Raw genomic sequence first — 25616 nt, 5'->3', positions numbered from 1 at the left:
CGGGGAATGTCCGTGGCGGACTGCCTGCCGCGCGCCTGCGCGGGAAAGAACTTCCGTATGAAAGTTGTTCTGTTCTGCGGCGGCCAGGGACAACGTCTACTGGACGCGGGCACGGGCCAGGAATCCACCCCGAAACGCGCCTCGGATGCGCCGAAACCGCTGCACCTGGTCGGCGGAAAGCCCATTCTCTGGCATCTCATGAAATGGTACGCGACCTATGGACACACCGACTTCATCCTCTGTGTGGGCTTCCGGGGCGAATGTGTCCGGAACTGGGTCGGGGACCTCTGCGCCGAACACCTCGACGAGCCGACGGCGCTGCCCGGTGTGCCGCGACAGCATCTGCTCGACGGCGAGGCTGCCGGGTGGTCGATCACGATCGTCGACAGCGGCCTGCGCGTGCCAGTCGGACAACGGCTTCGGGCGGTGCGAAGCCTCGTCGGCGCCGAGGATCTCTTCCTCGCCAACTACGCGGACGGCCTGTCCGACGTCCCGCTGCCAGAGCTGATCGACGAAGCTCACCGCTCCGATGCCGTCGCCACCCTGCTCGCGGTGCGGCCACCCGAGACCATCCACACCGTCGACTTCCGGCCGGACTCGACCGCGATCAACAGGATCGCGCCCATGGCGGAACAGGAAATCTGGATCAATGCGGGCTTCTTCGTCCTGCGGCCCACCGTCTTCGACCTGATCCATCCAGGCGAGGATCTGGTGGATGCGCCCTTCACCCGGCTCGCTCGGGCGGGCAGGCTGGGTGGTTATCGCTACCGCGGGTTCTGGCGGGCCATGGACACGGCTAAAGATCGTCTCATCCTGGACGAGCTGTGGAGTTCGGGCGTCCGGCCGTGGGCCATCTGGGAGGCTCCGGCGCGCGACCGATTCGTCCCCTGGCGGCCCCAGGTGTGACCGTGACGCGGGTGCCGGATGGCGAATGCCGGATGGCGAATGCCGGATGGCGGGTGCCCGCGACAGTCCTGCCGGTGATGTCATCGGCCGCCCCGGACGGCACCGTCCGGCCGCACTACGGAACGCACTGGTTCATATTCGAACGTATGTGCTAGCATGGGATGCGTTCCGTCGGTTGAGCCGCACCGCTTGTTGCACCCCACCGCGTCAGCCCTGCCACGTCAACCCTGCCACGTCAACCCTGCCACGACAGCCGGCCAAGGAGAACAAACGATGACCACATCAGTCGAGCCGATCCCCACCGACTACCCCGTGATCACCCCGTACCTGCACGTCGACGGCGCGGCCGACGCCATCGATTTCTACACGCGGGTTTTCGGCGCAACCGAGCGGATGCGTATGGCCGCGCCAGACGGAAAGATCGGCCATGCGGAGCTCACGATCGGCAGTTCTATGATCATGCTGTCGGACGAATACCCCGAAATGGACGCGGCGGGCCCGAAGACCGTGGGCGGAACGCCGGTCACCATCCACGTGTACGTGGCGGACGTGGACGCGACCTATGATCGTGCAGTCAAGGCCGGCGCCAAGAGCCTGCGCCCGGTCGAGAACCAGTTCTACGGCGACCGGGCCGGGCAGTTTGAAGACCCGTTCGGGCACCGGTGGAGCGTGGCGACCCACATTGAGGACGTTCCAGCCGAGGAGCTGTCCCGCCGCGCCGCCGAAGCCATGGGCGCCGCGGCCGGCAGCCAAGGCTAGGTGGTCGGTGGATCTTCAATCGCGCTGATCAGACAGGTGGGATCGACCGTCTCTCCGATCATGAGAGGTCGCTGGCGACGGACGGAGTTCAGGACTCGGCGTTGCGGACGAGCTCGTCGGCTTGGGCCGGCCACCAGATGCCGGCCGAGGGGTTGTTCCGACCGCACTCCCCGTCGCTGGCCCCTGGAACCTTGATCCAGAGCAGGGCGTCCGCCCGCGGGCTGCCGGTGGCGGTGGTCGGCGCAGCCCCGAGTCCTCGGCCCGGCGGGTTGCACCAGGGATCCTTGATGGTGGCGGCGGCCGGGCCGCGTCCGTTGCGTGAGGTGTCGACGACGAAATGGGCACCACCGGCCAGCGCCGAGATCACTTCGGCGCGGGCCACCTCGTCCCGGGTCCGGTAGTAGTTCGACACGTTGACCGCGAAGCCGCGGGTCCGTCGCACGCCAGCCCGGCTCAGCCGGTCTGCGATGACCGGTGCCGCCGTCCATCCGCAGTGGGCGCCGTCGAGGTAGACGCTGGTAGCGGCCAGTCTGCCGTAGACGTCAACAGCGTCGTTCAGCAACTGGTAACGCTCCTGCTGGTCGGCCATGGACAGACTGTCCATCTGTGCCAGCGAATCCGGCTCCAGGATGACGACGGCCGCACGCGTGCCGATTCCCGCCGCCACCTGCCGCGTGAACGCCCGGTAGGCGGCGGCATCGGGTTCTCCGCCGGCGGAAAACCCGGAACCGATATCGCGGTGCGGGATCGCGTAGACCATGAAGACCGCCGTCGCCCCCGCCCGCTCCGCTTGCCCGCTACGCGCCGTTACCTCTGTCTGGACGCCGTTACCCAGCCAGTCCCCAACCGAGAAAGCGATCGGCCTGGCTGCGATCGCCGTGGCGCTCGCAGCGTTGGCGGCGTCCTGACGTGCGGCCACGGCCGGTTGACTGTTCGGATCGACGAGGAATGGCGCGCGGGGCGCGGGGCCGTGCGGACCTCCGCCCGCCACGGCGCCTCGACCGGCCGGGTCGCCGGCGGGGCACTGCGCGCCCACCGCACGAAGCGACGCGGTAGCGGTCCGTGTCGCACCTCCAGTGCCACATCCGGTGACAGCCACCGTGGCGCTGAGAGCCACTGCTGTCATCAGACTGGCGACTCGGGGTGGACGGTGCCCGGTCCGACGCCGGGCGGCCTCGACCTGCCGGACCATCCTGGCGATCAGTACGGCCACGCTCATCCCACCTGGACCCAGGTGGCGACGGACGGAACGCCCGCACCGTTGGTTACAAACAGCATGTACCAGTCTGACGGTAGAAGGTTGGAGTTGCGGGGTACGCTCAGTGTGACCCTGCTGTCGACCTGCCGAACGACGGGTAACGCCACCGACCGCTGCTCGGTGTCGGTCACGTGGGTGTAAGCACCCGGGCGGATCAGACGGGCCTTCGCCACCGGCTGCGATGACTCCACGGTGATGGTCGAGCCCCGGGGGATCTGCGTCGGTGCTGATGTGATCGTCGGACGCTCACCTCTGTAGAGGTAGCCGGGCGAGTACACCTCGACCCGGGTCTCGAACGCGTTGTCGTCGCTCAATGGATTCGAGCCGAACACGGCCACCCGCCCGTCCGGAAGCAGAAGGTACTCGGAGTGGTAATCACGGCCGACATGCGGGTCTGCCGCCGCGGTGAAGGCGTTCGTGTCCGGGTGGTAGATCTCGGCTGTCCGGGAGTCGTCAGCCCGATAGGCGGTGGAACCACCGGAGACGAACACCGTGTCGTCGGGCAGAATCACCGCGCCGGGATACCGTTTCGCCTCAGCCATGTCGGGGCCACGCCGGTAGGTAGGATCAGGCGAATCAAGATCTACAATCGCGGTCCGGGCCGTCGCCGTCTGGGTGTCGCCGACCCCGCCACCGGCAATGAACATCACCTTCTGCTCCTGTGCCGGCGCAAGCATGATTGTCCCTGCCGTCTCGTTGAGCTCCGGCTCGGGCAGCCCGTCGACCGGTTGGAAGGCGTTGTTCACCAGGTTCCACAGGCCGGGCTGGCGCTCTGCGACGCCCGCCGGGCCATAGCCGGCGTTGGCACCGGAGAAGAACAACCGGCCGTCGCCGGCGAGTAGCAGGGACGGATAGGTGGGAAAGACCTTCCGGAGATCCGGATGATCATTCCACGTCCTGACGGCAGGGTTGAACGACTCGGTGTTGCCCTGATCGATGTTGCCGTTGTCGTCGAGGCCGGAGACGGCGACGACCAGGCCGTTGGCAAGGGTTACCAGCGTCGGGTACCACCGGGCGTGGTTCAGATCGCCGGTCTTCTCATACCGCTCGGTCGCCGGATCGAAAATGTAGGAGTCCTTCAGCCCCTCGTACTCGTGCTTCTTTCCGTCCGGAGCGTCCGCCGCCAGGAGTTCATACTTCTTGGTCCCGCCGGCTATCAGCAGATTACCATCGGGGAGAAAGGCGTGCCCCGCGCAGAAGACATCCCAGGGTGTGTGGACATCGGCAAATGTGTTCGCGATCGGATCCCACAGCACGGTCCTGAACTTTTTCGCGTCGAAATTTCCCTGGTCGTTACCGGAGCCGGCCATGAGCAGGACCTTCCCGGTGCGCAACATCGCCGCGTGAATCGACCGCGTGGCACTGTCCGCGACAACATCCCAGCGCCCGTAAGCACGCATGTAGTCCGGCCGGTGGGACTGCCACTGTTCGTACCGGGTGGCAGTCCACGACACGGCAAACGGGCCGTTGCCCACAATGATGGCGAACAGGAATGCACCCAACCGCAGGATCCGCCACCGACGCAGCCGCTTGGCCTGAGCCGACGATGTCAGCACCGCAGCCATCAGGTGAGCTCCTCAAGCAGACCGTCGCGGGACACGCGCCGGCGCCGCGGCCGGAGCTTCATCGTGACATCCTCCATATAACCTTCCGCCGCCGAATACCCCCCCGCCGCCGAATTAGCGGCGTACACCGAATCGTGGGGGGAAACCGGACTGCGGGGAGACATCGAATTACGGGGAGACACCGAATTACGGGGAGACACCGAGTTACGGGCCGACAATGAATGGCCCCTGGGCACCGGCCGCACGCCTGGCGGATGTGGCCAGCTCCCCCGTTCGACCGATGCTGCCGGTCTGACCACCTTCTGCGTACTCTCCCCGTCGAGCCGACCGGGATTCCCCGGCGCGGACATGGGCTCGGGACGAGCCAGTCGCCGGGTGGTCTCCTCGCGGTAGACCCCCGGCTGCACCGTGGACCATATGGCCGGCGACTGCGACTGCGACTGCACCGGCACCGGCACCGGCCCGGGGATTTGAGCGGGCGATGGGCCGGCGATTGTGGACACGCACCACATGACAACGGGTGTCAGGCAGATGAGCAGGGAGAGCGCCGCCCAGACCATGTTGGCCGGATACACATGACCGAAGGTCGCCGCGATGGTGATGGAACCAGCGGAGACCACTGCCCAGAAGAGATGTTTCCGAAAAGTCACGAGCCGATCGGGGCTGGCGCTGTTCCCCTTGGGCGTAACCACGAACCCGAGCGGGCGCCGCAACAACGCGCCTACAAAGGCGGTCGAATAAAAGGGGGTACACAGCATCGAGACAAAGATTCCGGAGATACCGGCGGTCCCCTTCTCCTCATGCGGACTGATGTTGAAACGCCGCAGCCAGATGTAAAGGAGAAGTCTGGCCACCGCAACGTCGACGTAGAGGGCCAACCAGGACGAGATGTGCACGGTGACCCCGCTTGACCCCAGCGCCATGTAACTGACGGTTAGCAGCATCCCCATCAGCCAGGTGAGTGCGGCCGTCGGATAGTGCAGCATCAGAATCGAGTAGTGCACGCGGTGGCCCCACGACAGCTGCCGCAGGCGACGCACCGACTCGGTCACCATGACCTCGTTGGCGCCACGGGCCCACCGCAGCTGCTGGCTGAAGAAGTCGGTCCAGGTGGCGGGCCCTTCGCCGACGGCGACGACATCGGGGGTGTACACCGATTTCCACCGCCGGCCGGTTTCCGGGTGGCGCGCACCGTGCACGGCAAGGGATGTGGCCAGATCTTCGGTGATCGAATCCTGGAACCCGCCGATCTGCTCCCACGCGCGGACCCGGTAAGCGTGGTTGGTCCCGACGAACATTCCGCAGTTGAACCGGTTCGCGGCCCGCTGGATTACTGAATGGAACATGTAGTTCTGGGCCTCGGCGCCGCGGGTGAGGAAGGTGCGAAAGTTGCCGTAGACCTGTGGCCCCACCACAAAAGCCACCTCGGGATCCCGGAAGTAGCCGAGCATGCGCGCGGCGAAATTCGGCAGCGGAATGTGGTCGGGGTCGACCGACATGACAACGTCGTAGGACCCGCCATGGGCGGCCAGCCACGAATTGTGGTTACCGTGCTTGGTCCTGGCGCGAAATCGCCCCTTCGGCGCGTTCCACTTCGCCACGCCGTTGCGGGAGAAATGGTGGACTCCGATTTCCGCGCACATCGCCCGGACCGCCGGATCATCCCCTTCGTCGAGCAACCAGATGTCAATCGGCGTGCCATATCGAATCTGTCGGGCCGCGATCAGTGTGTCACGTACGACATCGACTGGTTCCTTTGTCGGCACGATCGTCGTGGTGAAGGCGATCCGCAGGCCTGCCGGCGGCCGGACCGGTACCGGATTGCGCATGATACACGCGGACCAGCAGAGCGTGATCGAATTGAGCAGCCGGATACCCTCGGAAAGGACGATCATCAAGAACATGACGGCGTTGCCGAGCCGGACCGGGGTCGGCAGGTACGCGCCCTTGGGAAAGTGATCCGGCTGGACCAGCCACACGAAGAACAGCGACGATAATCCGACGGTGGCCAGCAGCAGCGGCACAACCATCCACAGTTCCCGCCCCACCATCACCCGGCGATAGGTGACCCGATATTTTCCGTCCGCAGCCGGCAGCGTGAGCGGACCCGCGAGATTCGAAGAGGACGTGTAGTCGTAGGCCAATTCTATTCCAATAGGTCATGCCGCCAACAGGTTCGAAGCGGCGCCACGGCACGCGTCACATGCCGTTCCGCGACGCACGAACCCACCGGGGACGGGGGGAACGCCACCAAGATCGGCCCGTTCTCGACATGTGGGACCGGTTGTGATCCGACGATTCCCGGGTGGAGCGACCAACCAGCTGCCATCCGACCCCGCCGAGGATGAGCGCGCCACCGGCCGCGAGGCTGAGCCACAGGCCCGGACCCACATGCGCTGCGGCCACCGGATGGTCCGTCTGGAAGGTACCGATCCGTAACCGGAGGAGTTCCGCAGCCACGGAATCCCCCGCATTGATCGTGACAGCGGCGAGGACCGCGATCGCGAGACCGGCCGGCGCCAGCACAAGGGTCAGCGGACGCGCCCACCGCGAATCCCGCGGCACCACGCTGGATACGGCGCAGACAACACCCAGGACCAGCACGACCATGCCGTTGGACGACAACTCCACCCCGGACCGGCTGACGGGGAGGAGCACCGCCCCGCGATCGGACAGCGTCGCGCCCGTCCACGGCAGCAGTGCCCCCGCCGCCGCGGTGACCCCCGCGAGACCACATCCCGAAATGATCAAATCGGCGGCACGGGACCTGGATGCGGACTCAGCGCCCACGCATGGGCTGTCCGACTCGCGAATCGACAATCCGTCCCCTTCGACACCGTCATGACTACACCCACCCAATGGGTACCTGATCTCGCACAACCACGCCCGAACTTCGCATGATCGTGTATGCAACCGGTAACAGGATGTCCAGACGTGTCCGTTGCTGGGTGAGAACCGTATCCCGACGTCAGAGCACCAGATGGCCGTCGCCGACGCCCACCCAGGTCGTCGAGGTGAGCTCGGTGAGGCCCATCGGCCCGCGAGCGTGCAGCTTCTGCGTGGAGATGCCGATCTCGGCACCGAAACCGAACCGTTCACCGTCGGTGAAGCGGGTTGAAGCGTTGACCATGACCGCGGCGCTGTCACAGGTCGCGATGAACCGGCGGGACGCATCCAGCGACCGGGTGACGATCGCCTCGGTGTGCCCGCTGCCCCACTGGCGGATGTGGGCCACGGCGTCGTCCAGGGAGTCCACCACCCGGACGGCCATGTCCAGCGACAGATACTCGGTGGCCCAGTCCTGCTCCGTCGCGGGCAGCACCGCGGGGTCGTGGGAGCGGACCGCGTCGTCGCCGTGGACCGTCACCCCGGCCTGGCGCAGCGCCACGAGCACCCGGGGCAGGAAGACCTCGGCGACGCCAGCGTGCACCAGCAGCGTCTCGGCCGCGTTACACACCGACACCCGCTGGGTCTTCGCGTTGAGAACGATCGCCAACGCCATGTCGAGATCTGCGTCGACGTCGACGTATACATGGCAGTTGCCGACCCCGGTCTCGATCACCGGAACGGTGGACTCCGCCACCACGGCACGGATCAGACCGGCCCCACCCCGCGGGATCAACACGTCCACCAGACCACGCAGGCGCATGAGGTGTTTGACGGACTCGTGGTCGGCACCGGGCACGAGCGCAACCGCGTCGGCGGGCAGCCCGACCCCGGCCGCGGCATCCCGCAGCACCCCGACCAGCGCCGCATTGGTGCGTGCGGCCGAAGCGCTGCCGCGTAGCAACACGGCGTTGCCGCTCTTGAGACACAGCCCGGCCGCGTCCACCGTCACGTTCGGACGCGCCTCGTAGATGATCCCGATCACGCCGAGAGGCACCCTGACCTGGCGCAGCTCCATCCCGTTGGGCAGCAACCGACCACGAACCACCGTGCCGACCGGGTCGTCGAGGGCCGCGACCCTACGCAGACCGTCGGCAATGGCGACAAGGCGGTCCGCGCTGAGGGTCAGCCGGTCAACCATGGCCTCGCCGGTGCCTGCGCCGCGGGCGGTGGCGACATCCCCGGCGTTGGCATGGAGAATCTGTTCGCTGCCGGCAATCAGGGCGTCCGCCATCGCGTACAATGCGCGGTCCTTGTCCGCGCGGGACAACGGCGCGAGGACGGCCGCGGCCGCACGGGCCCGGACCGCGGTCTCGCGGACATCCTCCGCAAGGGTGTTCATGACCAGTTCCTCCCGACCCGGCGGCCGGCACGCGGCACGCGGCTACGAGGTTACCGGCCCTGCGCAGTGCAGCGCGTTCGGCGCGGCGCTGCGGACCCCGGGCTCCAAGGCGGGACGGCAACCATCCACCCGGGACCCGCGTGTGGAACTGTCGGAGGCTCGCCCTACCGTGCATGGCATGCTCGTGCTGCACACATCCGACTGGCATCTTGGCCGGGCCCTGCACCGGTTCGACCTGTCAGCGGCCCAGGCCGCGTTCGTCGACCACCTCGTCGAGGTCGTCCGGGCCGAGCAGGTCGATCTCGTCCTCGTCAGCGGGGACGTGCACGACCGGGCCATCCCGCCGGTCGCGGCCATGCGGCTGTTCGACGAGGCGCTCTCGCGGATACGCGACGCCGGCGCGCAGATTGTGGTGATCAGCGGTAATCATGACGCCCCCGCACGCCTTGGTGACAAGGCGGGGCTACTCGATCCCCGGGTCCGCATCCGCACGGAGGTGGCCGGCATCGCCGACCCCGTAACGGTCGAGGACTCCCACGGCCCGGTCCACGTCTATGCCCTTCCCTACCTTGAACCGGCTGCGGTCGCCACGACCCTGACGGATGCGGTACCTGCCAGCGCGATACCTGCCAGCGCGGTACCGGCCAGGACGACGCCGACCCACGCCGCAACCATGCGACGGGCGATGCGTGCCGTGCACGCCGCACGGGCCCGCTACGGGGGGCGCAGCATCGTCTGCGCCCACGCATGGGTGAACGGCGGCGAAAGCAGCGAGAGTGAGCGCGACATCACTGTCGGCGGGATGGCGGCCGTCCCAGCGGAACTGTTCAGCGGGATCACCTACACCGCCCTCGGCCATCTCCACCGGCCGCAGACACTGCGTGACGGCATGCGCTACAGCGGCTCGCCGCTGGCCTACTCGTTCTCGGAGGCATCCGACACCAAGTCGTCCCTGCTCGTCGAGCTGGACGCGACCGGCCTGGCCGGGGTCGAGGAGATCCCGGTACCGGTACACCGCAGGCTCACCCGGCTGCGGGGCCAGCTGGCCGAGCTCATGACCTCGGCCGTCCACGACGCACACACGGATGACTTCGTCTCGGTCGTGCTCACCGACCCGATCCGCCCGATGGACGCGATGACGACGCTGCAGCGCCGGTTCCCCTTCGCGCTCACCCTGAGCCATGAGCCGGCCGTCGGCCCGGTCGCCGACGGGCTCGATTACCGGCAACGGATCGCAGGGCGCACCGACCTGGCCATCGCCGAGGCCTTCGTCACACACGTACGGGCTGAACCGAGCGAGCGCGAACGGTCGTTGCTGCGGGCCGCGCTGGACGACGCCCGACTGTCCGAGGATGCCGCCTGATGCGTCCCCACCGGCTGGAACTCACCGCCTTCGGGGCGTTCCCCGATGGTGTCGAACTGGACTTCGACCGGCTGCGGGCAGGCGGTCTGGTGCTGTTGTGCGGCGAGACCGGCGGGGGGAAGACCACCCTGCTCGACGCGCTCGGGTTCGCCCTGTACGGCACCGTCCCGGGCCTGCGCTCCCGCGCGCGGGACCTGCGGTCGCACCATGCCGATACCAGGACCGAACCGTGGGTCCGGCTGGAGTTCAGCCTGTCCGGTCGGCGCTACCGGATCGCCCGCACCGCCTCCTGGGAACGACCCAAACGCGGCGGAGGCGGCAGCGTGCGGGTGAACCCGACCGCGCTGCTCGAACGGTGGGCCGAGCCCGGCTGGGAGGTTGTGGCCCAGCGCAACGATGACGTGGGTCTGGAGATCAGCCGGCTACTGGGCATGACCGCCGAACAGTTCTTCCAGGTGATCATGTTGCCGCAGGGCCACTTCGCCGATTTCCTGCAGGCCGACCACGATGCCCGGGAACGGTTGCTCAAGCGATTGTTCGGAGTCGACCGGTTCGAGCACGCCGAGCAGTGGCTCGTCGAGCATGCCAAGATCGCGGATGAGAGGGTGACCAGCGCGCGCGGGGAGCTTGCCCGGGTGGTGGCACGCGCAGCGCAAGCCGCGGAGTCGGCGGAACCCGCCGACCCCGAGTCCGACCCGGAATGGGTCGCCCGCCTGGCCGCCGGCGCAGCAGCCGCCGCGACGGCCGCAGGCGATCGGGCCGCTGTTGCGGCGCAAACCCGTCGGCGCGCCGAGGACGCCCTTGAGCAGACTCGCCATCTCGCCGAGCGCCAGTCCGAACGGCGCGACCTGGTCGCGCGGCTTGAAACACTTGAAGCGGAGCTCACCGTGGTGACGACGACGGCCGCGGAACTCGACGCGGCGCAGCGCGCCAATCCGGTGCGCCGTGCCGTTGACCACGTGGAGGAACGCGTGGACAACCTCGAGCAAGCGCGTCGTGTCCAGGAGGCTGGACGCAACCGGCTACGACTGCTCGGTGCCCGCCACGACGCCTCTGTCGACGAGCTGGCGCGGCTGGCCCGCCTCGCCCACACCGACGTGGGACGTCTGGAGCAGCTCTCCCACGTCCTGGCCGGGGCGGAAGCCGACGATGCCGGCGCACAGGCTGCCGACGCCGACGCCGGGACTCATGCGGCAGCGGTCGCCAGGCTCACCGAATACCTGCGGACCGACCTGCCCCAGCAGCGCCAGGTCCTTGACGCCAGGCTGGACCGGGCCCGTGCCGGCGCGGCGGCGCTGCCCGGGGTGCGGGAACAGGCCCGGGTGGCCACAGAACTGGCCATCACCGTGCTGCAACGCCACGACGCCACGGCCCGTGCCCACGAGGCGGAGCGAGCCGCCCGCGACGCCCACACCCGGGCCGGCGACATCCGCCGGCAGCGGTTCGACGCGATCACCGCGGAGCTGGCCGCCGCGCTCGTCGACGACTCCCCCTGCCCGGTCTGCGGGTCGTTCGTGCATCCCGACCCGGCCGAAGTTCGGGCGGACCATATCAACAAGGACGACGAGCTGGCCGCCGAAGCCGAGGCCGGCCGGCTGGCAGCGACGGCAACCGGCGCGCGCCGCGACGCAGACCGGCTCGATGGACGAATCCGCACGCTGCGCAGTGAACTGACCAACCGCGGGGAGCCCGCCCGGGCGACGGCGGACATGATTTCGGCACACACGGACGGCGAATCGTCCCGGGCGGTCGAGTCGTTCGCGACGGTCACCGTGGTCGGAATCATCGACTCGGCGTCGCACGGCGACGGTGGCAGCACCGGCGACGCCAGCGATGTCGCTGGTGGCCATGACAGTCACCGCAGCGCCGCTGACGCCGGCTCGTGGCGCCCGGCGCTGCCGGCTGCTCCCGAGATTCCCGCCGAACGTCCCGCCGAGGAGTTCGAGCGGACCGCGGCAGAGCTCGCCGCGCATGCCGAGGCACTCGCCGCCGCCGCGGACGACGTCCCACTCGCCGAGCGGGCGCTGGCCCTGTTCCGCGAGGAGGAGACCCGGGCAACCGCCGAGTTGGCCGGCCACTCATCGGCCCGGAAACTCGCCGCTACCCACGCTGAGGAATTCCGGACACGAGCCGCCCGGGCGCGTTCGGGCATCCCACCTGAGCTTCGGGACGCCGACCAGCTGGCAGCCCGTCAGCGTGAGGTCGCACAGTTCGCGGACGCGTACGCCGAATGCCACACGGCTGCCGCCGCGACGGCGTTGGCGCAGGAGGAACACCGTCGGGCGGTGGCCACGGCCGACGGCGACGCCCGCGCTGCGGGCTTCCCGGACGCGGCGACCGCCCGGGCCGCCTGCCGGGACGAGCGCTGGCTCGCCGAGGCCCGGACGCAGTTGGAGGCCCACCGAGACGACCTGGTTGCGGTGCGGTCCCGGTTGGCCAGCCCCCAGCTGGCCGTTGACCTGCACGCGCCGGCACCGGTGGCCGATCATGTGGCCGCCACGCTGGGCGCCCGGGACGCCCATGAGGAGGCCCTTGCCGACGCTGCGCGTGCTGGCGACCGGGCCAGATGCCTGTTCGATCTCGTTGCGGTCTTCGCCGCGGCGTTCGCGGCCGTGGCACCGTTGCGCGATGCCGCCGAGCACGTGCGCGGCCTCGCCGATGTGGCCGTGGGGCGAGGTGAGAACCGCCAGGGCATGCCCCTGTCGAGCTTTGTGCTCGCAGCCCGTCTCGAGGAGGTCGCAACCGCGGCGAGCGGGCGGCTGTCGGCGATGAGCGGCGGCCGGTTCACCCTGGTCCACGACGCCGGTGAACGCCGCGACCGACGCCGCCGAGCCGGGCTCGGGCTGCTCGTCGAGGACGCCTGGACGGGCCGGCGGCGTGACACCGCGACCCTGTCCGGTGGGGAGACCTTTCAGGCCGCGCTGTCCCTGGCGCTGGGGCTCGCCGACGTGGTCACCGCCGAGTCCGGCGGTCAGGCCATGGATGCGCTGTTCATCGACGAGGGCTTCGGCAGCCTCGACCCCGACAGCCTGGAGGAGGTCATGAACGTCCTGGACGACCTGCGCTCCGGCGGCCGGCTCGTCGGCGTCGTCAGCCATGTCGCCGATCTGCGGCAACGCATCCCCACCCAGATCACCGTCGTCAAGGGCACCCGCGGCAGCCAGGTGCGGACCACCCTGCGCTGACACCAGCCGATCCCGGTTGTCACTGCGCGCGCGATGATTTTTCGAGGTTTGTACGATCAATAACACCGTTTCAGGCGAACAAACCTCGAAAAATCAACTAGGCCGATGATGGTGACGCTGGAGGATGACGAGGTCGTCGCGGTGGACGATCTCACGCTCATAGGATGAGCCGAACTCGGCGGCAAGGTCGGACGTCGAACGACCCAGCATGCCCGGCAGCTCCGCCGCATCGTAGGCGACCAGGCCCCGGGCGACCGGCAGGCCCGCCGGGCTGACCAGGTCCACCGGGTCGCCGGCGGAGAAATCGCCGTCGACCTTCGTGACGCCGGCGGGCAACAGCGACACCCGGCGGTCGACCACCGCGGCCACCGCGCCGTCGTCAAGAAAGAGCCGGCCCTGCGGGATTGTCGCGTGCTCCAGCCACAGCAGGCGGGACGCCCGGCGCGGTCCGGTCGGGTGGAACACCGTGCCCACCTCGGCGCCGGCAAGGGCGTCGGCTGCGTTCTCCGCCGACGTGATGATGGTCGCGACCCCGCCCGAGGCGGCCATCCGAGCTGCTTCGATCTTCGTTGCCATACCCCCGACCCCGACTCCGGCGCTGCCGGTGCCCCGGGTGCCGACCCCGTCGAGATCCGCATCGGTCCGAACCTCGCGGACCATGGTGGCCGGGCCGCGCCGCGGATTGGCGTCATAGACACCGTCCACATCGGACAGCAGGACCAGGAGATCCGCGGAGACGAGATGCGCGACGATCGCCGCGAGGCGGTCGTTGTCGCCGAGGCGGATCTCCTGCGTGGCAACGGCGTCGTTCTCGTTGACGATGGGCACGACACCGAGGTCCAGCAGCCGGTCCAGGGTGGTCCGGGCGTTGCGGTAGTGGGTGCGGCGGATCACATCGGTAGCGGTGAGCAGCACCTGGCCGACCCGGTGCCCGGCCGTCCCGAACTCGGTGGCATATCGGTGCACCAGAATGCTCTGACCGACGCTCGCCGCCGCCTGCAGGGTCGCGAGATCCCGGGGACGCCGGGCCAGCCCCAGTGGCGCGAGGCCTGCGGCGATTGCACCCGAGGACACCAGTACCAACCGGCCGGCGCGTGCCACCAGCGCTCGCACCAGGGCATCGAGACGGTCACCGTCAATACCGCCGCTCGCGGTCGTCAACGACGACGATCCCACCTTCACCACGACCCGGTCAGCCCGGATCACAAAGTCACGAATGGTCACGAGTCGACCCTGTCACGAGTCGACGTCGTCATCCCACCCGCCTCCGGCGTCGCGATCAGCCGCCCGGCGGGCGAACCGCTGGGCCCTGGTCAGTCGGGTGGTGGCGGTGAGCCTGTCGTCACTGCCACGCGGGCCGAGGGTGGCGCCGGCCGCAACGGGCTCGCCGCCTCGCGAACCACCGGCAACAGACCCGCCGGAAACGGAGTCGGCGACAACGGAGTCGGCGACAACGGATCCAGCCGCAACAGATCCGGCGGCAACAGAATCGGCAACCAGGGCATCGCGACGGGCGGCGCGCCCACCACGTCCGCTCAGGTGCGGTTCCCAGTCAAAAGTGACGTCACCGATGGTAACCGCGACTCCGGACTCTGCCCCCATCCGGGCAAGCTCGGCCTCCAGCCCGAGACGGGCCAGCCGGTCGGCGAGGAAACCGATCGCCTCATCGTTACCGAAGTCGGTCTGACGCACCCATCGCAGCGGCTTGGCACCGGTCACGACGAATCCGTCCTCGTGCGCGCGGACGGTGAAGTCGGCCTCATCGACCGCACGGGGACGCAGAACGACCCGCGGGGAGAAGTGCGTCGGCATGGCTGCCCGGTGTGCGGCAACCTGTTCGGCCAGGGCGAGTGAGAGCGCACGGACGCCCTCACGGGTGGCGCTGCTCACCGCGAACACACCCAGCCCGCGAGCGGCGATCTCGGCCGTGACCAGTTCCGCCAGGTCACGGCCGTCCGGAACATCGATCTTGTTCAGAACGACCACCCGCGGCCGGTTCGAGAGGTCCGCGGAGTACGCAGCCAGCTCCGCCTCGATGACGTCGAGATCGCTGACGGGATCACGGCCGGGTTCGAGCGTAGCGCAGTCCAGCACATGCACGATGAGCGAGCAGCGTTCGATATGACGCAGGAACTCAAGGCCCAGGCCGCGCCCGGAGCTGGCCCCGGGGATCAGACCTGGGACGTCGGCCACCGTGTACGGGGGAAGGTCACCGGCCAGCGCCACGCCGAGGTTCGGCACGAGGGTGGTGAAAGGGTAGTCTGCGATCTTGGGCTTGGCCGCGCTGAGCACCGAGACCAGCGAGGACTTACCCGCGCTGGGAAAACCCACCAGCGCCACATCCGCGACGGTCTTGAGTTCCAGGACGGCGTCAAGCTGCTCCCCCGGCTCACCGAGCTCCGCGAACCCCGGGGCCTTGCGCCGGGCGGAGGCCAGCCCCGCGTTGCCGCGACCACCGCGGCCGCCACCGGCGAGGACCAGGTCACTCCCAACGCCGACCAGGTCCGCGATCTGCTCGCCGTCCGGCCGCAGGACGACAGTGCCGTCCGGCACCGACAGCACGAGATCCACACCGTCGGCGCCGTGCCGGTTGGAGCCCTGACCCGGACGACCGCTCGAGGCCCGCTGATGGGGATGGAAGTGGAAGTCGAGCAGGGTCGTCACGCTCGGGTCGACCCGGAGGATGACGTCCCCGCCACGACCGCCGTTGCCGCCGTCCGGGCCGCCGAGCGGTTTGAACTTCTCGCGATGAACCGAGGCGCAGCCATTCCCGCCATCCCCTGCGATGACGTGAAGGATAACCCGGTCGATGAAGGTGGGCACAGCTGCCTTTCTCCATCGTCGTTACGTCACTCGCCGCACGTCACTCGCAGCGCGCCCGCCGTGGAACCTGCGGACGCACGAACGACCTCATCTCACGCCGGCATCGACCCAGTTGATCGGATTGCCGCCGACCTCAGGCGGCCACCAGCTCCTCCACGGAGATGATGTTGATGACCCGACGACCCCGACGGGTACCAAACTGGACATGCCCGGCGACCAGCGCGAACAGCGTGTCGTCACTGCCCCGGCCCACCTGCGAGCCGGGGTGGAAGTGCGTGCCCCGCTGGCGAACAATGATCTCGCCCGCCTTGACATACTGACCACCGAAACGCTTGACACCGAGCCGCTGCGCGTTGGAGTCACGACCGTTGCGCGAGGAGCTCGCGCCCTTCTTGTGTGCCATGTCCTTCAGGCCTTCCCGGTCTCGATACCGGTCACCCGCAGGCGGGTGAACTTCTGACGGTGGCCCTGCCGCTTGTGATAGCCGGTCTTGCTCTTGAACTTGTGAATCCTGATCTTAGGACCCTTGACGATCTCGACGACCTCCGCGGTCACCTCGACGGACGCGAGCACGTCCCTGTCGTGGGTAACCACGTCGCCGTCGACGAGCAGAAGCGCCGGCAGGTTGACGGCCGCGCCCGGCTCGCCCTTGACGAGCTCGACATCGACGACATCGCCGACGGCGACCTTGTGCTGCTTGCCGCCGCTGGCCACGACCGCGTACACCGGATTCTCCTTGCTGAAGTCGGACGGGCATCTCCCACACGGCGAAAACACAGCCGTGTCCGGCCCTGATTGCATTAGCTTAACAGGCGCGCACGCCGACCTGACACCGCCGGCCCCGGCATCGGTCAGGGTCTGGGGGCGCATCCCGCCATGGCACCGATGGACCATGGCGTGTCGCCGACTATCGCGCGACCATCGAATCGTCGCGGACCCGCCGATGCCCGTTCGGCTGAGCATCGGATGAGCATCCGGTCGGACGGAGCGGATCGGTGGCACTGTGGCGGTAGGAACGTGGACGAACGGGTACAAGCGCCCGGACTGACGGGGCCGGCGCCCGAGCGGGGCTGGCAGGTGCAACGTGTGGCCGACGGCGGCGCGAAGCAAGATTCTCGCATCGCCCTTCGCCTGGACGGGGGTTGGGTCGCGGTGGGTTGGCAGGTCGTGATCTGGGCGGCTGGTGCCGCCACGGTCACCGCTGTCCTGACCGTGGGCTGGCCGTTGATGACCTCGGCTCGGACGGTCGACCCACGGCGACGGTCAGCCACGATCGCCGCATCCACTGTCATCGTCACAACCGTGATCGGGGTCGCCGTAAACAGCCTGGTGGGCCTGCCTGCCGGAGTGCGCGCGGCGTGGGCGCTGAGCACAGCCTGCGCGGCATGCTGGCTTGCGGTACGTGCTCGCGGGCTTTCGACCGACGCCTTCGCCACCGGTAGGCGGGCACCGGCCCCCGATACCAACAGCGATGCGCTCTCAGCTCAGGATGACGTCGTCCAGGCCCTGGTCGTAGCCTCGTACGCCCTGCAGATGGGCGACAACAGCCGCGCCAGCGCTGCGGTTGACGGCGCACTGCGGCGGTCCCGCGCACGGCTGGACGCGCTCCTGCACGAGGGCGACCCACGCTGCGACCTCGTCCGCAGGGAGCCGGCGCACTACCGTGCCGTCGGCGACGCGTCACCCGTCCGGCACTGAGCTGGCCCCGCCGGCACTGAGCTGGCCCCGCCGAGCTGCCCGGTCCAGCGCCTCGCCCTGGACCGGGCGCCTACCACCGCAGCTCACCAACAAAAAGATCTAGATGGCCTTCGGCGATGCGATCGTGGTTCCTCTCGCACCGCCGAAGGCCAAAGAGCGCCCGGGTCGCTACAGGGTGTGGGCCGCCTCGCCAGCCTCCTGCGGTGCGGCTGCCGCACGCGACGCACGCCGGCGGCCGGCGGCACGTGCGCCGGCCGCTCGGGGACCGTTGGACGACGGCAGCCCCGAACCGCTCGTCGCCCCATCTGACGTCGCCCCATCTGACGTCGCCCCATCTGACGTGACGCCGTCGGACGTGACACCGTCGGACGTGACACCGTCGGACGTCGGCTCCTGCCCGGGTCCGGCGTAAGTCGGGTTCGGATCCGCGCTCACGGCCTGCGGAGCCCCGACGCCGGCGGCCACCGTCTCACCGTTCGGGTCGGCGTCGGCCGCCGCATCTGCCGGCGCATCGTCCGGTGCCAGCGGATCGTCCAGTGCCGGCAGATCCGGCGGACCGGAGGCCCGCCCGGGCGGCGCAGCCTGGCCGTCCAGATGCACGATGACACCACGCCCACCGCAGTGGGCACAGGGCTCGCTGTACGCCTCGAGCAGCCCCTGGCCCACCCGCTTGCGGGTCATCTGCACCAGCCCGAGACTGGTGACCTCGGCGACCTGATGACGGGTACGGTCCCGACCGAGGCATTCGGTCAGGCGCCGCAACACAAGCTCGCGGTTGCTCTCCAGGACCATGTCGATGAAGTCGATGACGATGATGCCACCGATGTCACGGAGCCGGAGCTGACGGACGATCTCTTCGGCGGCCTCCAGGTTGTTCTTGGTAACGGTCTCCTCGAGATTTCCGCCTTTACCGGTGAACTTGCCGGTATTGACGTCGATGACGGTCATGGCCTCGGTCCGGTCGATCACGAGTGATCCCCCCGACGGCAGCCAGACCTTGCGGTCAAGGGCCTTGGCAAGCTGCTCGTCGACGCGGTACTCGTCGAACACGTCAACCGTGTCGGCATGCCGGCGGACTCGCTCGCGCAGGTCCGGCGCCACCATGTCGACATAGTCCTCGATCATCGTGGCCTCCTCGACTCCCTGGACCACCAGCTCGGCGAAATCCTCGTTGAAGATGTCCCGAATGACCCTGATCACCAGGTCGGGTTCGCCGTAGAGCAATGCGGGGGCGGTGGCCTTCCCCGCCTTGCGGCGGATGTCCTCCCACTGGGCCGACAGCCGAGCGACGTCCAGCGCGAGTTCCTGCTCGCTGGCGCCCTCCGCCGCGGTCCTAACGATCACACCGCCGTTCTCAGGAGTGATCTTCTTGAGGATCGTCTTCAGACGGGCGCGCTCGGTATCGGGAAGCTTCCGGCTGATCCCCGCGTTCTGCCCATCCGGCACGTACACCAGATATCGACCGGGCAGACTCACCTGGCTGGTCAGGCGAGCACCCTTGTGCCCCATCGGGTCCTTGGAAACCTGAACGACGATCGACTGGCCCGACTTCAGCACCTGTTCGATCTTACGGGGCCGCCCGTCGAGCCCGGAGGCGTCGTAGTTGACCTCCCCGGCGTAGAGGACGGCATTGCGGCCCTTGCCGACGTCGACGAACGCCGCCTCCATGCTCGCAAGCACGTTCTGGACCCGGCCGAGATAGACGTTCCCGGCATACGACCAGGAACTCGCCCGGGTCACGAAATGCTCGACAAGCACCCCGTCCTCAAGCACCGCGATCTGCGTACGGTCACCGGCGTTGCGCACGACCATGCGTCGCTCGACGGCCTCGCGACGGGCCAGGAACTCGGCTTCGGTGACGATCGGCGGACGGCGGCGGCCGTTGTCCCTGCCCTCCTTGCGACGTTGGCGCTTCGCCTCCAGCCTGGTCGAACCGCTGACCCCGCGCACCTCGTCGTCCCGAACGCGGTTTTCGCGAACATGTACAACCGTGGCCGGGGGGTCGTCCGGGGCGATGTCGTCCGGGATCGCGGTGCCATCCCGGCGACGCCGCCTACGGCGCCTGCGCGAGCTTCCCACCGGCTGGTCCTCGTCGTACCCGCCCGCCGCTGCGCCCGCCGCTGCGCCCGCCGCTGCGCCGGGCGCAAGCCCGGCGCCTTCGGCATCGGAGTCGTCGAGATCATCGTCGTCTCGAGGGTCGCGGGAGTCTCCGGCCTCGATACGGCCTGACCGACCGGACCCGTCACCGTCGTCGAACTCATCCGAACGCGTGCCCGGCCGATCGACGGTGACCGCGAACTCATCGTCGGCGCCCTCGAGCTCCTCGTCGACCCGGGCACGGCCCCTACCTCGGCGGCCTCTGCGGCGGCGTCGCGTTGAATTGTCGCCATCACCGTCACCGTCACCGTCGTCAGCCGCGGCCGGGTCGGGGAGCTCCTCCTCGTCCACGTCGGCGTAGGTCGTGGGGCGGTCGGGCTCGGGCTCGTGGGCCAGGTCGAGAGCGCGCCCGGATTTTGATCGCGGGTTTCCCCCGTTCGTCGCGGTCTGGCCAGGTCCGGCACCGGCCGGCCTGCCGACGCTGTTCGCGGCGTCCGTGTCGGGCACGTCGGCCAGGTCGACGTCGAACGGCGAGGTAGCACGCCGGCGACGACGGGGTACCAGGTCAAGAGCCGCGGTGTCGGGCGCCTGGAAGGTCACCATGGTGACCGCCCGCCCACGGCGCGGACGCACCTGCGAGCCCGCCGGCGGAGGTCCATCCCCGATCACGGGCATGGCACCAGCCACGGGCGGGATACCGGTAAGATCAGATAGCGGCAGCTTCGGTGGCGACGGATCGGCGTCAACCGCCGACCTCATGGTCGACTCTGACGGCTCGCCGCCACCAGGGGAAAGCGTGCCGGGAAGGGGTTCGCTCGCCAGCGAAGCCTCAAGCGAGGCCTCGGTCAGGACGTCCGGCGGAGGTCCTGCGGACCGTCCGGCGGCGCGCCGCCGTCGCGGGGCGGAACGAGTGGTCGGTGTCTCATCGGAGTCTGTCGGGATGTCATCGGGCACGGGTTATGAAGCCTCTCGGGGTCCCCGGGCGCGCTGCTTGCGCAGTCGCGGCCGCTCAGGAACCGCTGTCTCGGTCCGACGGGGTACCGCCGGCGAATCCTGCGACGCCCTGCATCACGCATCGAGTCGACCGACCAGCCGGCCTGCATCGTCGCGGTCCGGCATGAGCGGATCCGCCACGGTGCCGTCCTCCAGCAGCCGACCTTGACCGAGCCGAATCGACTCGGGTGGCACTGGCGGCCGAAAAACAGCGACCACGCAAAGGGCGGTCAGCACGTCGTCGGGTCGCACGGCGGGCGTCGTGTGCCGCACAACCACGTCCAGTATCGCACAGGTGTCGTTCTCCGCACGACAAACCATCGAGACCACTGCCTGACGAACATCGAACCGCCGATGTCCGTCCTTGGTCACCCGCTCCACCTCGACCCGGTCACGGGCGAGAAGCGCGGCCACGGCGGCGGTCAGGTCGCCGAGTCCGACCCCTGGCATCCGCAACCGCCACCGCGACGCGTCCACCAGCTCCGCAAGAGGTGTGGCGGTGACGGGCGCACATGCCAGGACGTCCAGGCCGGGTGGTAACGCGGCGTCCAGAGCCAGTCGCAACGCCTGGGGATCACAGTGTTCGGCCAGTGCGAGCTCCACGTACTCGGCCTCGCTGGCGGCGCCCGTCGGTGCGGCACCGAGCCAGGAGATACGCGGATGCGGGCTGAAGCCGGCCGAGTAGGCCATCGGGATGCCCGCGCGTCGCAGTGCCCGCTCAAAGGTCCTCGCGATGTCGCGGTGAGACAGAAATCGCAGCCGGCCGCGTTTGGCGAAGCGCACCCGCACCCGCGCAACCACGGGCGGTGGTGGCGGACCCTCAGGACGCCGGGGCACGGGCGGGTCCGGTCGGCGTCAGTGGGAGCAGGGTCCGCCCGGTCGGGCCGATCTGGTTTTCGGTCCCCATGGTCGGGCAGACCCCGCAGTCGTAGCAGGGGGTCCAGCGGCAGTCGTCCAGCTCGGTCTCGCGCAGTGCCTCCTGCCAGTCCGACCACAGCCAGTCACGATCGAGGCCGGCATCGAGGTGATCCCAGGGCAGCACTTCGCGTTCGTCGCGCTCGCGGGTGGTGTACCAGTCCAGGGACACGCCGAGTGGTTCCAGCACACGTGCGCAGGCCAGCGCCCACCGCTCGAAGGAGAAGTGCTCGCTCCAACCGTCGAACCGGCCACCGTCACGCCACACCTGTTCGATCACCGCGCCGACTCTGCGGTCACCACGGGCGAGAAGGCCCTCGATGATGCCGGGACGCCCGTCATGGTAACGGAAGCCAATCGCCCGCCCGACCTCCCGATCACCGCGGATGGCGTTGCGCAGCAGCTGCAGCCGATGGTCGGTGACCTCGTGCGAGGCCTGCGCGACCCACTGGAACGGGGTGTGCGGCTTGGGGACGAAACCGCCGATCGAGACCGTGCAGCGGATGTCACGGTGCCCGCTGGCGAGGCGCCCCGCCTTGATCACCTTGCGGGCGAGATCCGCGATCGCGAGCACGTCGTCGTCGGTCTCGGTCGGCAGCCCGCACATGAAGTAGAGCTTGACCTGCCGCCAGCCCTGGGCGTAGGCCGTACTGACCGTGCGGACCAGATCGTCCTCGCTGACCATCTTGTTGATGACCTTGCGCAGTCGTTCGGAGCCGCCCTCGGGCGCGAAGGTCAGTCCGCTGCGCCGGCCGTTGCGGGAGAACTCGTTGGCAAGTGTGACGTTGAACGCGTCCACCCGGGTCGAGGGCAGGCTGAGCGAGGTATGAGTGCCCTCGTAGCGGTCGGCCAGCCCCTTGGCGATCTCGCCTATCTCGCTGTGGTCCGCGCTGGACAACGACAACAGACCGACCTCGGCGAACCCCGACGCATCCAGGCCCCGGGCCACCATGTCGCCGATCGTGCTGATGGTCCGTTCCCGGACCGGGCGGGTGATCATGCCGGCCTGACAGAACCGGCAGCCGCGGGTGCACCCACGGAAGATCTCCACGCTCATCCGTTCGTGCACGGTCTCCGCGAGCGGTACCAGCGGTGCCTTCGGGTAGGGCCAGGCGTCCAGGTCGCTGACGGTGTGCTTGGCCGGGCGCGCCGGCACCCCGGGACGGTTCGCCGTGACCGCTCGGATGCGACCGTCGGGCCGGTAGTCCACATCGTAGAAGGACGGCACATAGGCAAGGCCACGGCGGGCCAGCCGCATGAGCAACTCGTCGCGTCCACCGGGGGAACCCGCGTTCCTGAAGGCACGAACCACGTCTGTGATCGCCAGGACCGCCTGCTCGCCGTCGCCGAGCACGACCGCGTCGACGAAGAGCGCGACCGGTTCGGGATTGAACGCGGCATGTCCACCGGCAATCACGATGGGATGTTCGTCACCCCGGTCCGCGCCGTGCAGGGGGATGCCCGCAAGGTCGAGCGCGGTCAGCAGATTGGTGTACCCCAACTCGGTGGAGAAGCTGACGCCGAGCAGGTCGAAGTCGGCCACCGAACGGTGGCCGTCCACGGTGAACTGGGGGACGCCGTGCTCACGCAGCAGCTCTTCCAGGTCTGACCAGACCGAGTAGGTGCGCTCGGCCAGGACATCCGGCTGCTCGTTGAGGATCTCGTAAAGGATCTGGATGCCCTGGTTGGGCAGGCCGATCTCGTAGGCGTCCGGGTACATCAGGCACCAGCGGACGACCGCGTCCGCCCAAGGCTTGACCTGGGAGTTTCCTTCGCCGCCGAGATAGCGCACGGGCTTGCGGACCCGCGGAAGCAACGGTTCCAGACGGGGGAACAGCGACTGTCCGGACATGCCCGCGAGCCTACGGCACATTCGCCGCCCCCCGCGGCGGCGTCACAGAGCGTAAGGATCGGAACGGGCCCGCAACCGGACATTCTGCAGCAGTCCGACCGCCAACAGGTTCGCGAACATCGACGATCCGCCATAGGAGAGAAACGGTAGCGGCAACCCCGTTACCGGCATGATCCCCAGCGTCATCCCGATATTGACGAACATCTGGAAGGCGAACCAACACACCACACCCGTTGCGATCATCGCTCCAAAGGAGTCACCCGAGTCGAAGGCCGTCGCCAGTGCCCGCCACAGCACCAGCCCCAGTAGCAGCAGGACGCCGCCAGCGCCGAGAAAGCCCAGTTCCTCCCCGGCCACCGTGAACACGAAGTCGGTCTGCTGCTCGGGCACGAACTGACCCTGGGTCTGCGTGCCATGGAACAACCCACGGCCGGTGACGCCGCCGTTGGCGATCGCCGTCATGGCCTGGTCGACGTTGTATCCGGTGGACGAGGCGTTCTGGTTACTTTGGACGAATTGGGTCAGGCGGGCCTCCTGATAGGGCTTGAGCAGGTGGAACTGCAGGATCGCCCCGCCGAACAGAATGCCGAAAAGGATGAGGCCGATCACCCATCGGCTCGGTGCGCCGCTGACCGCGAGCATGCCGAGGATGACGAACACGAAGACCATGAACGTACCGAAGTCCGGCTGCATCATGATCAACAGCATCGGCACGCCAGCCAGCCCCAGGACTCCCACCACGTCCCAGTGGCCGGGATTGAGGCGGATCCCGGTGTCGCGGTCGTCGTGTTTCTCCCCGAGAATCATCGCCACCCCGACGATGAGGGCGACCTTGGCGAACTCCGAGGGCTGCAGTTGAAATCCGGCCGGCAGCACGATCCAGGAATGCGCACCGTTGATCGTGCTCCCCACCAGCAGGACCGCGACCAGACCAACGAGTGATCCCAGGTAGACAAATGGTGCATATGCCCGCAGAATTCGATAGTCCACCACGGTCGCGATACCCGCGAGAACGAGCCCGATGGCCAGGTTGAGCAGATGACGCTTGAGGAACAGCTGCGGGTCTGCGCCGCTGTCGGCCTCGCGGTGCCGGGTGGCGGACCAGACCAGCAGCCCACCGAGAATCGACAGCGCGATCACGGCGATCTGCAACGGCCAGTCCAGCCGGCGCAGCGGCGAATGCCGCCCGGACGCCCGGTCGCGCAGCTGCCCGATCCGACCACGCGGCGGGACCGGGGACGATCGCAAGGCCGTCGGACTCGTCATGAGCGCTCCATCTTTGATCAATTACAACAGCGGGGACCGACCGGTCACGGCGGTCCCCGCCCGACGCGTGCGGGAGCGCGACCGGCGTCCACAGCGGCGGGTTCGCCCCGCGCTGTGGCCGGCGGTGGACCACGCTCGGCGAGCGCGGGAACGCCCACCCCACCGGTCTGCGCGAGCCCCGCAGCCGCGGCGCCACCGGTAGCCGAACCACCACCCGAAGGCGTGGTGGACGGGACAGCCGACTGATCGGGCGGGGCGCCGGCCGGCGTGAACGTCCCGTCCTGCTCCACCTTCGGCAGGTCCGCCGGGGGCACGCCGCCGGACAGGGCCGCGTCGCGCCCGACGCCATAGATGCTCTGGTAGATGGCCTTCACAGCCGGCGCCGCATACTCAGCACCGGTGCCGGAATCCGGGATGGTCACGACCACGACGAACTGCGGGTCGTTCGCGGGCGCGAACGACGCGAACCAGGACGTGTCCTTGGATCCTTCGACTTCGGCGGTACCGGTCTTACCCGCGATCGGAATGGTGTCATTGGGCCAGTCCGCGAACACACCGGCGGCCGTTCCACCGGCCTCGCTGGTCACGCCGTGCAGTGCGGCCCGGATATAGGCGAGTGTCTCGGGTGCGACCGGAAGCCGCCCGACAACCTTGGGCGTGATGGGCATCACGTCCGTGCCGTCCGGCGAGATCACCGCCTTGGCGAGC

General features: G+C 68.7%; 19 protein-coding genes. 5 read left to right on the top strand and 14 right to left on the bottom strand.

Annotation, left to right across the window (positions count from 1 at the left end):
• Positions 1-57: 57 nt before the first annotated feature.
• Complete coding sequence (locus U9979_RS08895; protein ID WP_322754332.1) at positions 58-906, top strand: glucose-1-phosphate cytidylyltransferase; 849 nt, start codon at positions 58-60, stop codon at positions 904-906.
• Positions 907-1179: 273 nt separating this feature from the next.
• Positions 1180-1665 (top strand): VOC family protein, encoded by a 486-nt coding sequence (locus tag U9979_RS08890; RefSeq protein WP_322778986.1) that lies wholly within the window; start codon positions 1180-1182, stop codon positions 1663-1665.
• A gap of 88 nt (positions 1666-1753) precedes the next feature.
• Here U9979_RS08890 and U9979_RS08885 read toward each other — a convergent pair whose 3' ends face one another.
• The 5 genes from U9979_RS08885 to U9979_RS08865 form a co-directional block, all read right to left on the bottom strand.
• Positions 1754-2878 (bottom strand): glycoside hydrolase family 6 protein, encoded by a 1125-nt coding sequence (locus U9979_RS08885; RefSeq protein WP_322778985.1) that lies wholly within the window; start codon positions 2876-2878, stop codon positions 1754-1756.
• 2 nt (positions 2879-2880) lie between these two features.
• Positions 2881-4488, bottom strand: a complete 1608-nt coding sequence (locus U9979_RS08880; protein ID WP_322778984.1) for a kelch motif-containing protein — start codon at positions 4486-4488, stop codon at positions 2881-2883.
• Entirely contained in the window at positions 4488-6632 is a 2145-nt protein-coding gene (locus tag U9979_RS08875; protein WP_322778983.1) for a glycosyltransferase family 2 protein, read from the bottom strand. Before U9979_RS08875 ends, U9979_RS08880 begins: the two co-directional genes overlap by 1 nt.
• 55 nt (positions 6633-6687) lie before the next feature.
• A complete protein-coding gene (locus tag U9979_RS08870) occupies positions 6688-7278 on the bottom strand; it encodes a hypothetical protein (RefSeq protein ID WP_322778982.1) in 591 nt (196 codons plus the stop codon).
• Positions 7279-7456: 178 nt separating this feature from the next.
• The gene (locus tag U9979_RS08865) at positions 7457-8716 is read right to left on the bottom strand and encodes a glutamate-5-semialdehyde dehydrogenase (RefSeq protein WP_322778981.1); all 1260 of its coding nucleotides are present in this window, start codon (positions 8714-8716) and stop codon (positions 7457-7459) included.
• A 178-nt stretch (positions 8717-8894) separates the two neighbouring features.
• On the opposite strand from U9979_RS08865, the gene U9979_RS08860 reads away from it, so the two are divergent.
• Both U9979_RS08860 and U9979_RS08855 read left to right on the top strand, forming a co-directional pair.
• Positions 8895-10079 (top strand): metallophosphoesterase family protein, encoded by a 1185-nt coding sequence (locus U9979_RS08860; protein ID WP_416219768.1) that lies wholly within the window; start codon positions 8895-8897, stop codon positions 10077-10079.
• Entirely contained in the window at positions 10079-13264 is a 3186-nt protein-coding gene (locus tag U9979_RS08855) for an AAA family ATPase (RefSeq protein WP_322778979.1), read from the top strand. The genes U9979_RS08860 and U9979_RS08855 overlap by 1 nt, the downstream gene beginning before the upstream one ends.
• Before the next feature lie 93 nt (positions 13265-13357).
• Here U9979_RS08855 and proB read toward each other — a convergent pair whose 3' ends face one another.
• The 4 genes from proB to rplU form a co-directional block, all read right to left on the bottom strand.
• Positions 13358-14482 carry a glutamate 5-kinase gene (gene proB, locus U9979_RS08850; protein ID WP_322747313.1) on the bottom strand — a complete coding sequence of 375 codons (1125 nt, stop codon included), beginning with the start codon at positions 14480-14482 and terminating at the stop codon, positions 13358-13360.
• An 18-nt stretch (positions 14483-14500) separates the two neighbouring features.
• Positions 14501-16087 carry a GTPase ObgE gene (obgE, locus tag U9979_RS08845; protein WP_322778978.1) on the bottom strand — a complete coding sequence of 529 codons (1587 nt, stop codon included), beginning with the start codon at positions 16085-16087 and terminating at the stop codon, positions 14501-14503.
• Between the two features lie 133 nt (positions 16088-16220).
• A complete protein-coding gene (rpmA, locus tag U9979_RS08840; protein ID WP_239332063.1) occupies positions 16221-16490 on the bottom strand; it encodes a 50S ribosomal protein L27 in 270 nt (89 codons plus the stop codon).
• Positions 16491-16495: 5 nt separating this feature from the next.
• A complete protein-coding gene (rplU, locus tag U9979_RS08835) occupies positions 16496-16813 on the bottom strand; it encodes a 50S ribosomal protein L21 (RefSeq protein ID WP_322747280.1) in 318 nt (105 codons plus the stop codon).
• Between the two features lie 240 nt (positions 16814-17053).
• Here rplU and U9979_RS08830 point away from each other — a divergent pair, with 240 nt between their 5' ends.
• On the top strand, positions 17054-17785 hold the full coding sequence (locus U9979_RS08830; protein WP_322778977.1) for a hypothetical protein: 732 nt from the start codon (positions 17054-17056) through the stop codon (positions 17783-17785).
• A gap of 168 nt (positions 17786-17953) precedes the next feature.
• Here U9979_RS08830 and U9979_RS08825 read toward each other — a convergent pair whose 3' ends face one another.
• The 5 genes from U9979_RS08825 to U9979_RS08805 all read right to left on the bottom strand — a co-directional run.
• On the bottom strand, positions 17954-20641 hold the full coding sequence (locus U9979_RS08825; protein WP_416219761.1) for an Rne/Rng family ribonuclease: 2688 nt from the start codon (positions 20639-20641) through the stop codon (positions 17954-17956).
• 309 nt (positions 20642-20950) lie between these two features.
• Positions 20951-21712, bottom strand: coding sequence for a TIGR03936 family radical SAM-associated protein (locus U9979_RS08820; RefSeq protein ID WP_322747283.1), 762 nt, complete (start codon positions 21710-21712; stop codon positions 20951-20953).
• Entirely contained in the window at positions 21696-23642 is a 1947-nt protein-coding gene (locus U9979_RS08815) for a TIGR03960 family B12-binding radical SAM protein (RefSeq protein ID WP_322778976.1), read from the bottom strand. Before U9979_RS08815 ends, U9979_RS08820 begins: the two co-directional genes overlap by 17 nt.
• 42 nt (positions 23643-23684) lie before the next feature.
• Positions 23685-24908 (bottom strand): rod shape-determining protein RodA, encoded by a 1224-nt coding sequence (gene rodA / locus U9979_RS08810; protein WP_322778975.1) that lies wholly within the window; start codon positions 24906-24908, stop codon positions 23685-23687.
• 44 nt (positions 24909-24952) lie between these two features.
• Positions 24953-25616 (bottom strand): penicillin-binding transpeptidase domain-containing protein (locus U9979_RS08805; RefSeq protein WP_322778974.1); only part of this gene is annotated, 664 nt, incomplete at its 5' end.

This window comes from Protofrankia sp. Cas4, from assembly GCF_963555915.1.
Taxonomy (GTDB): domain Bacteria; phylum Actinomycetota; class Actinomycetes; order Frankiales; family Frankiaceae; genus Protofrankia.
Note: the sequence above shows the minus strand (reverse complement) of the source record. Positions and strands in the feature narration are given on the sequence as shown.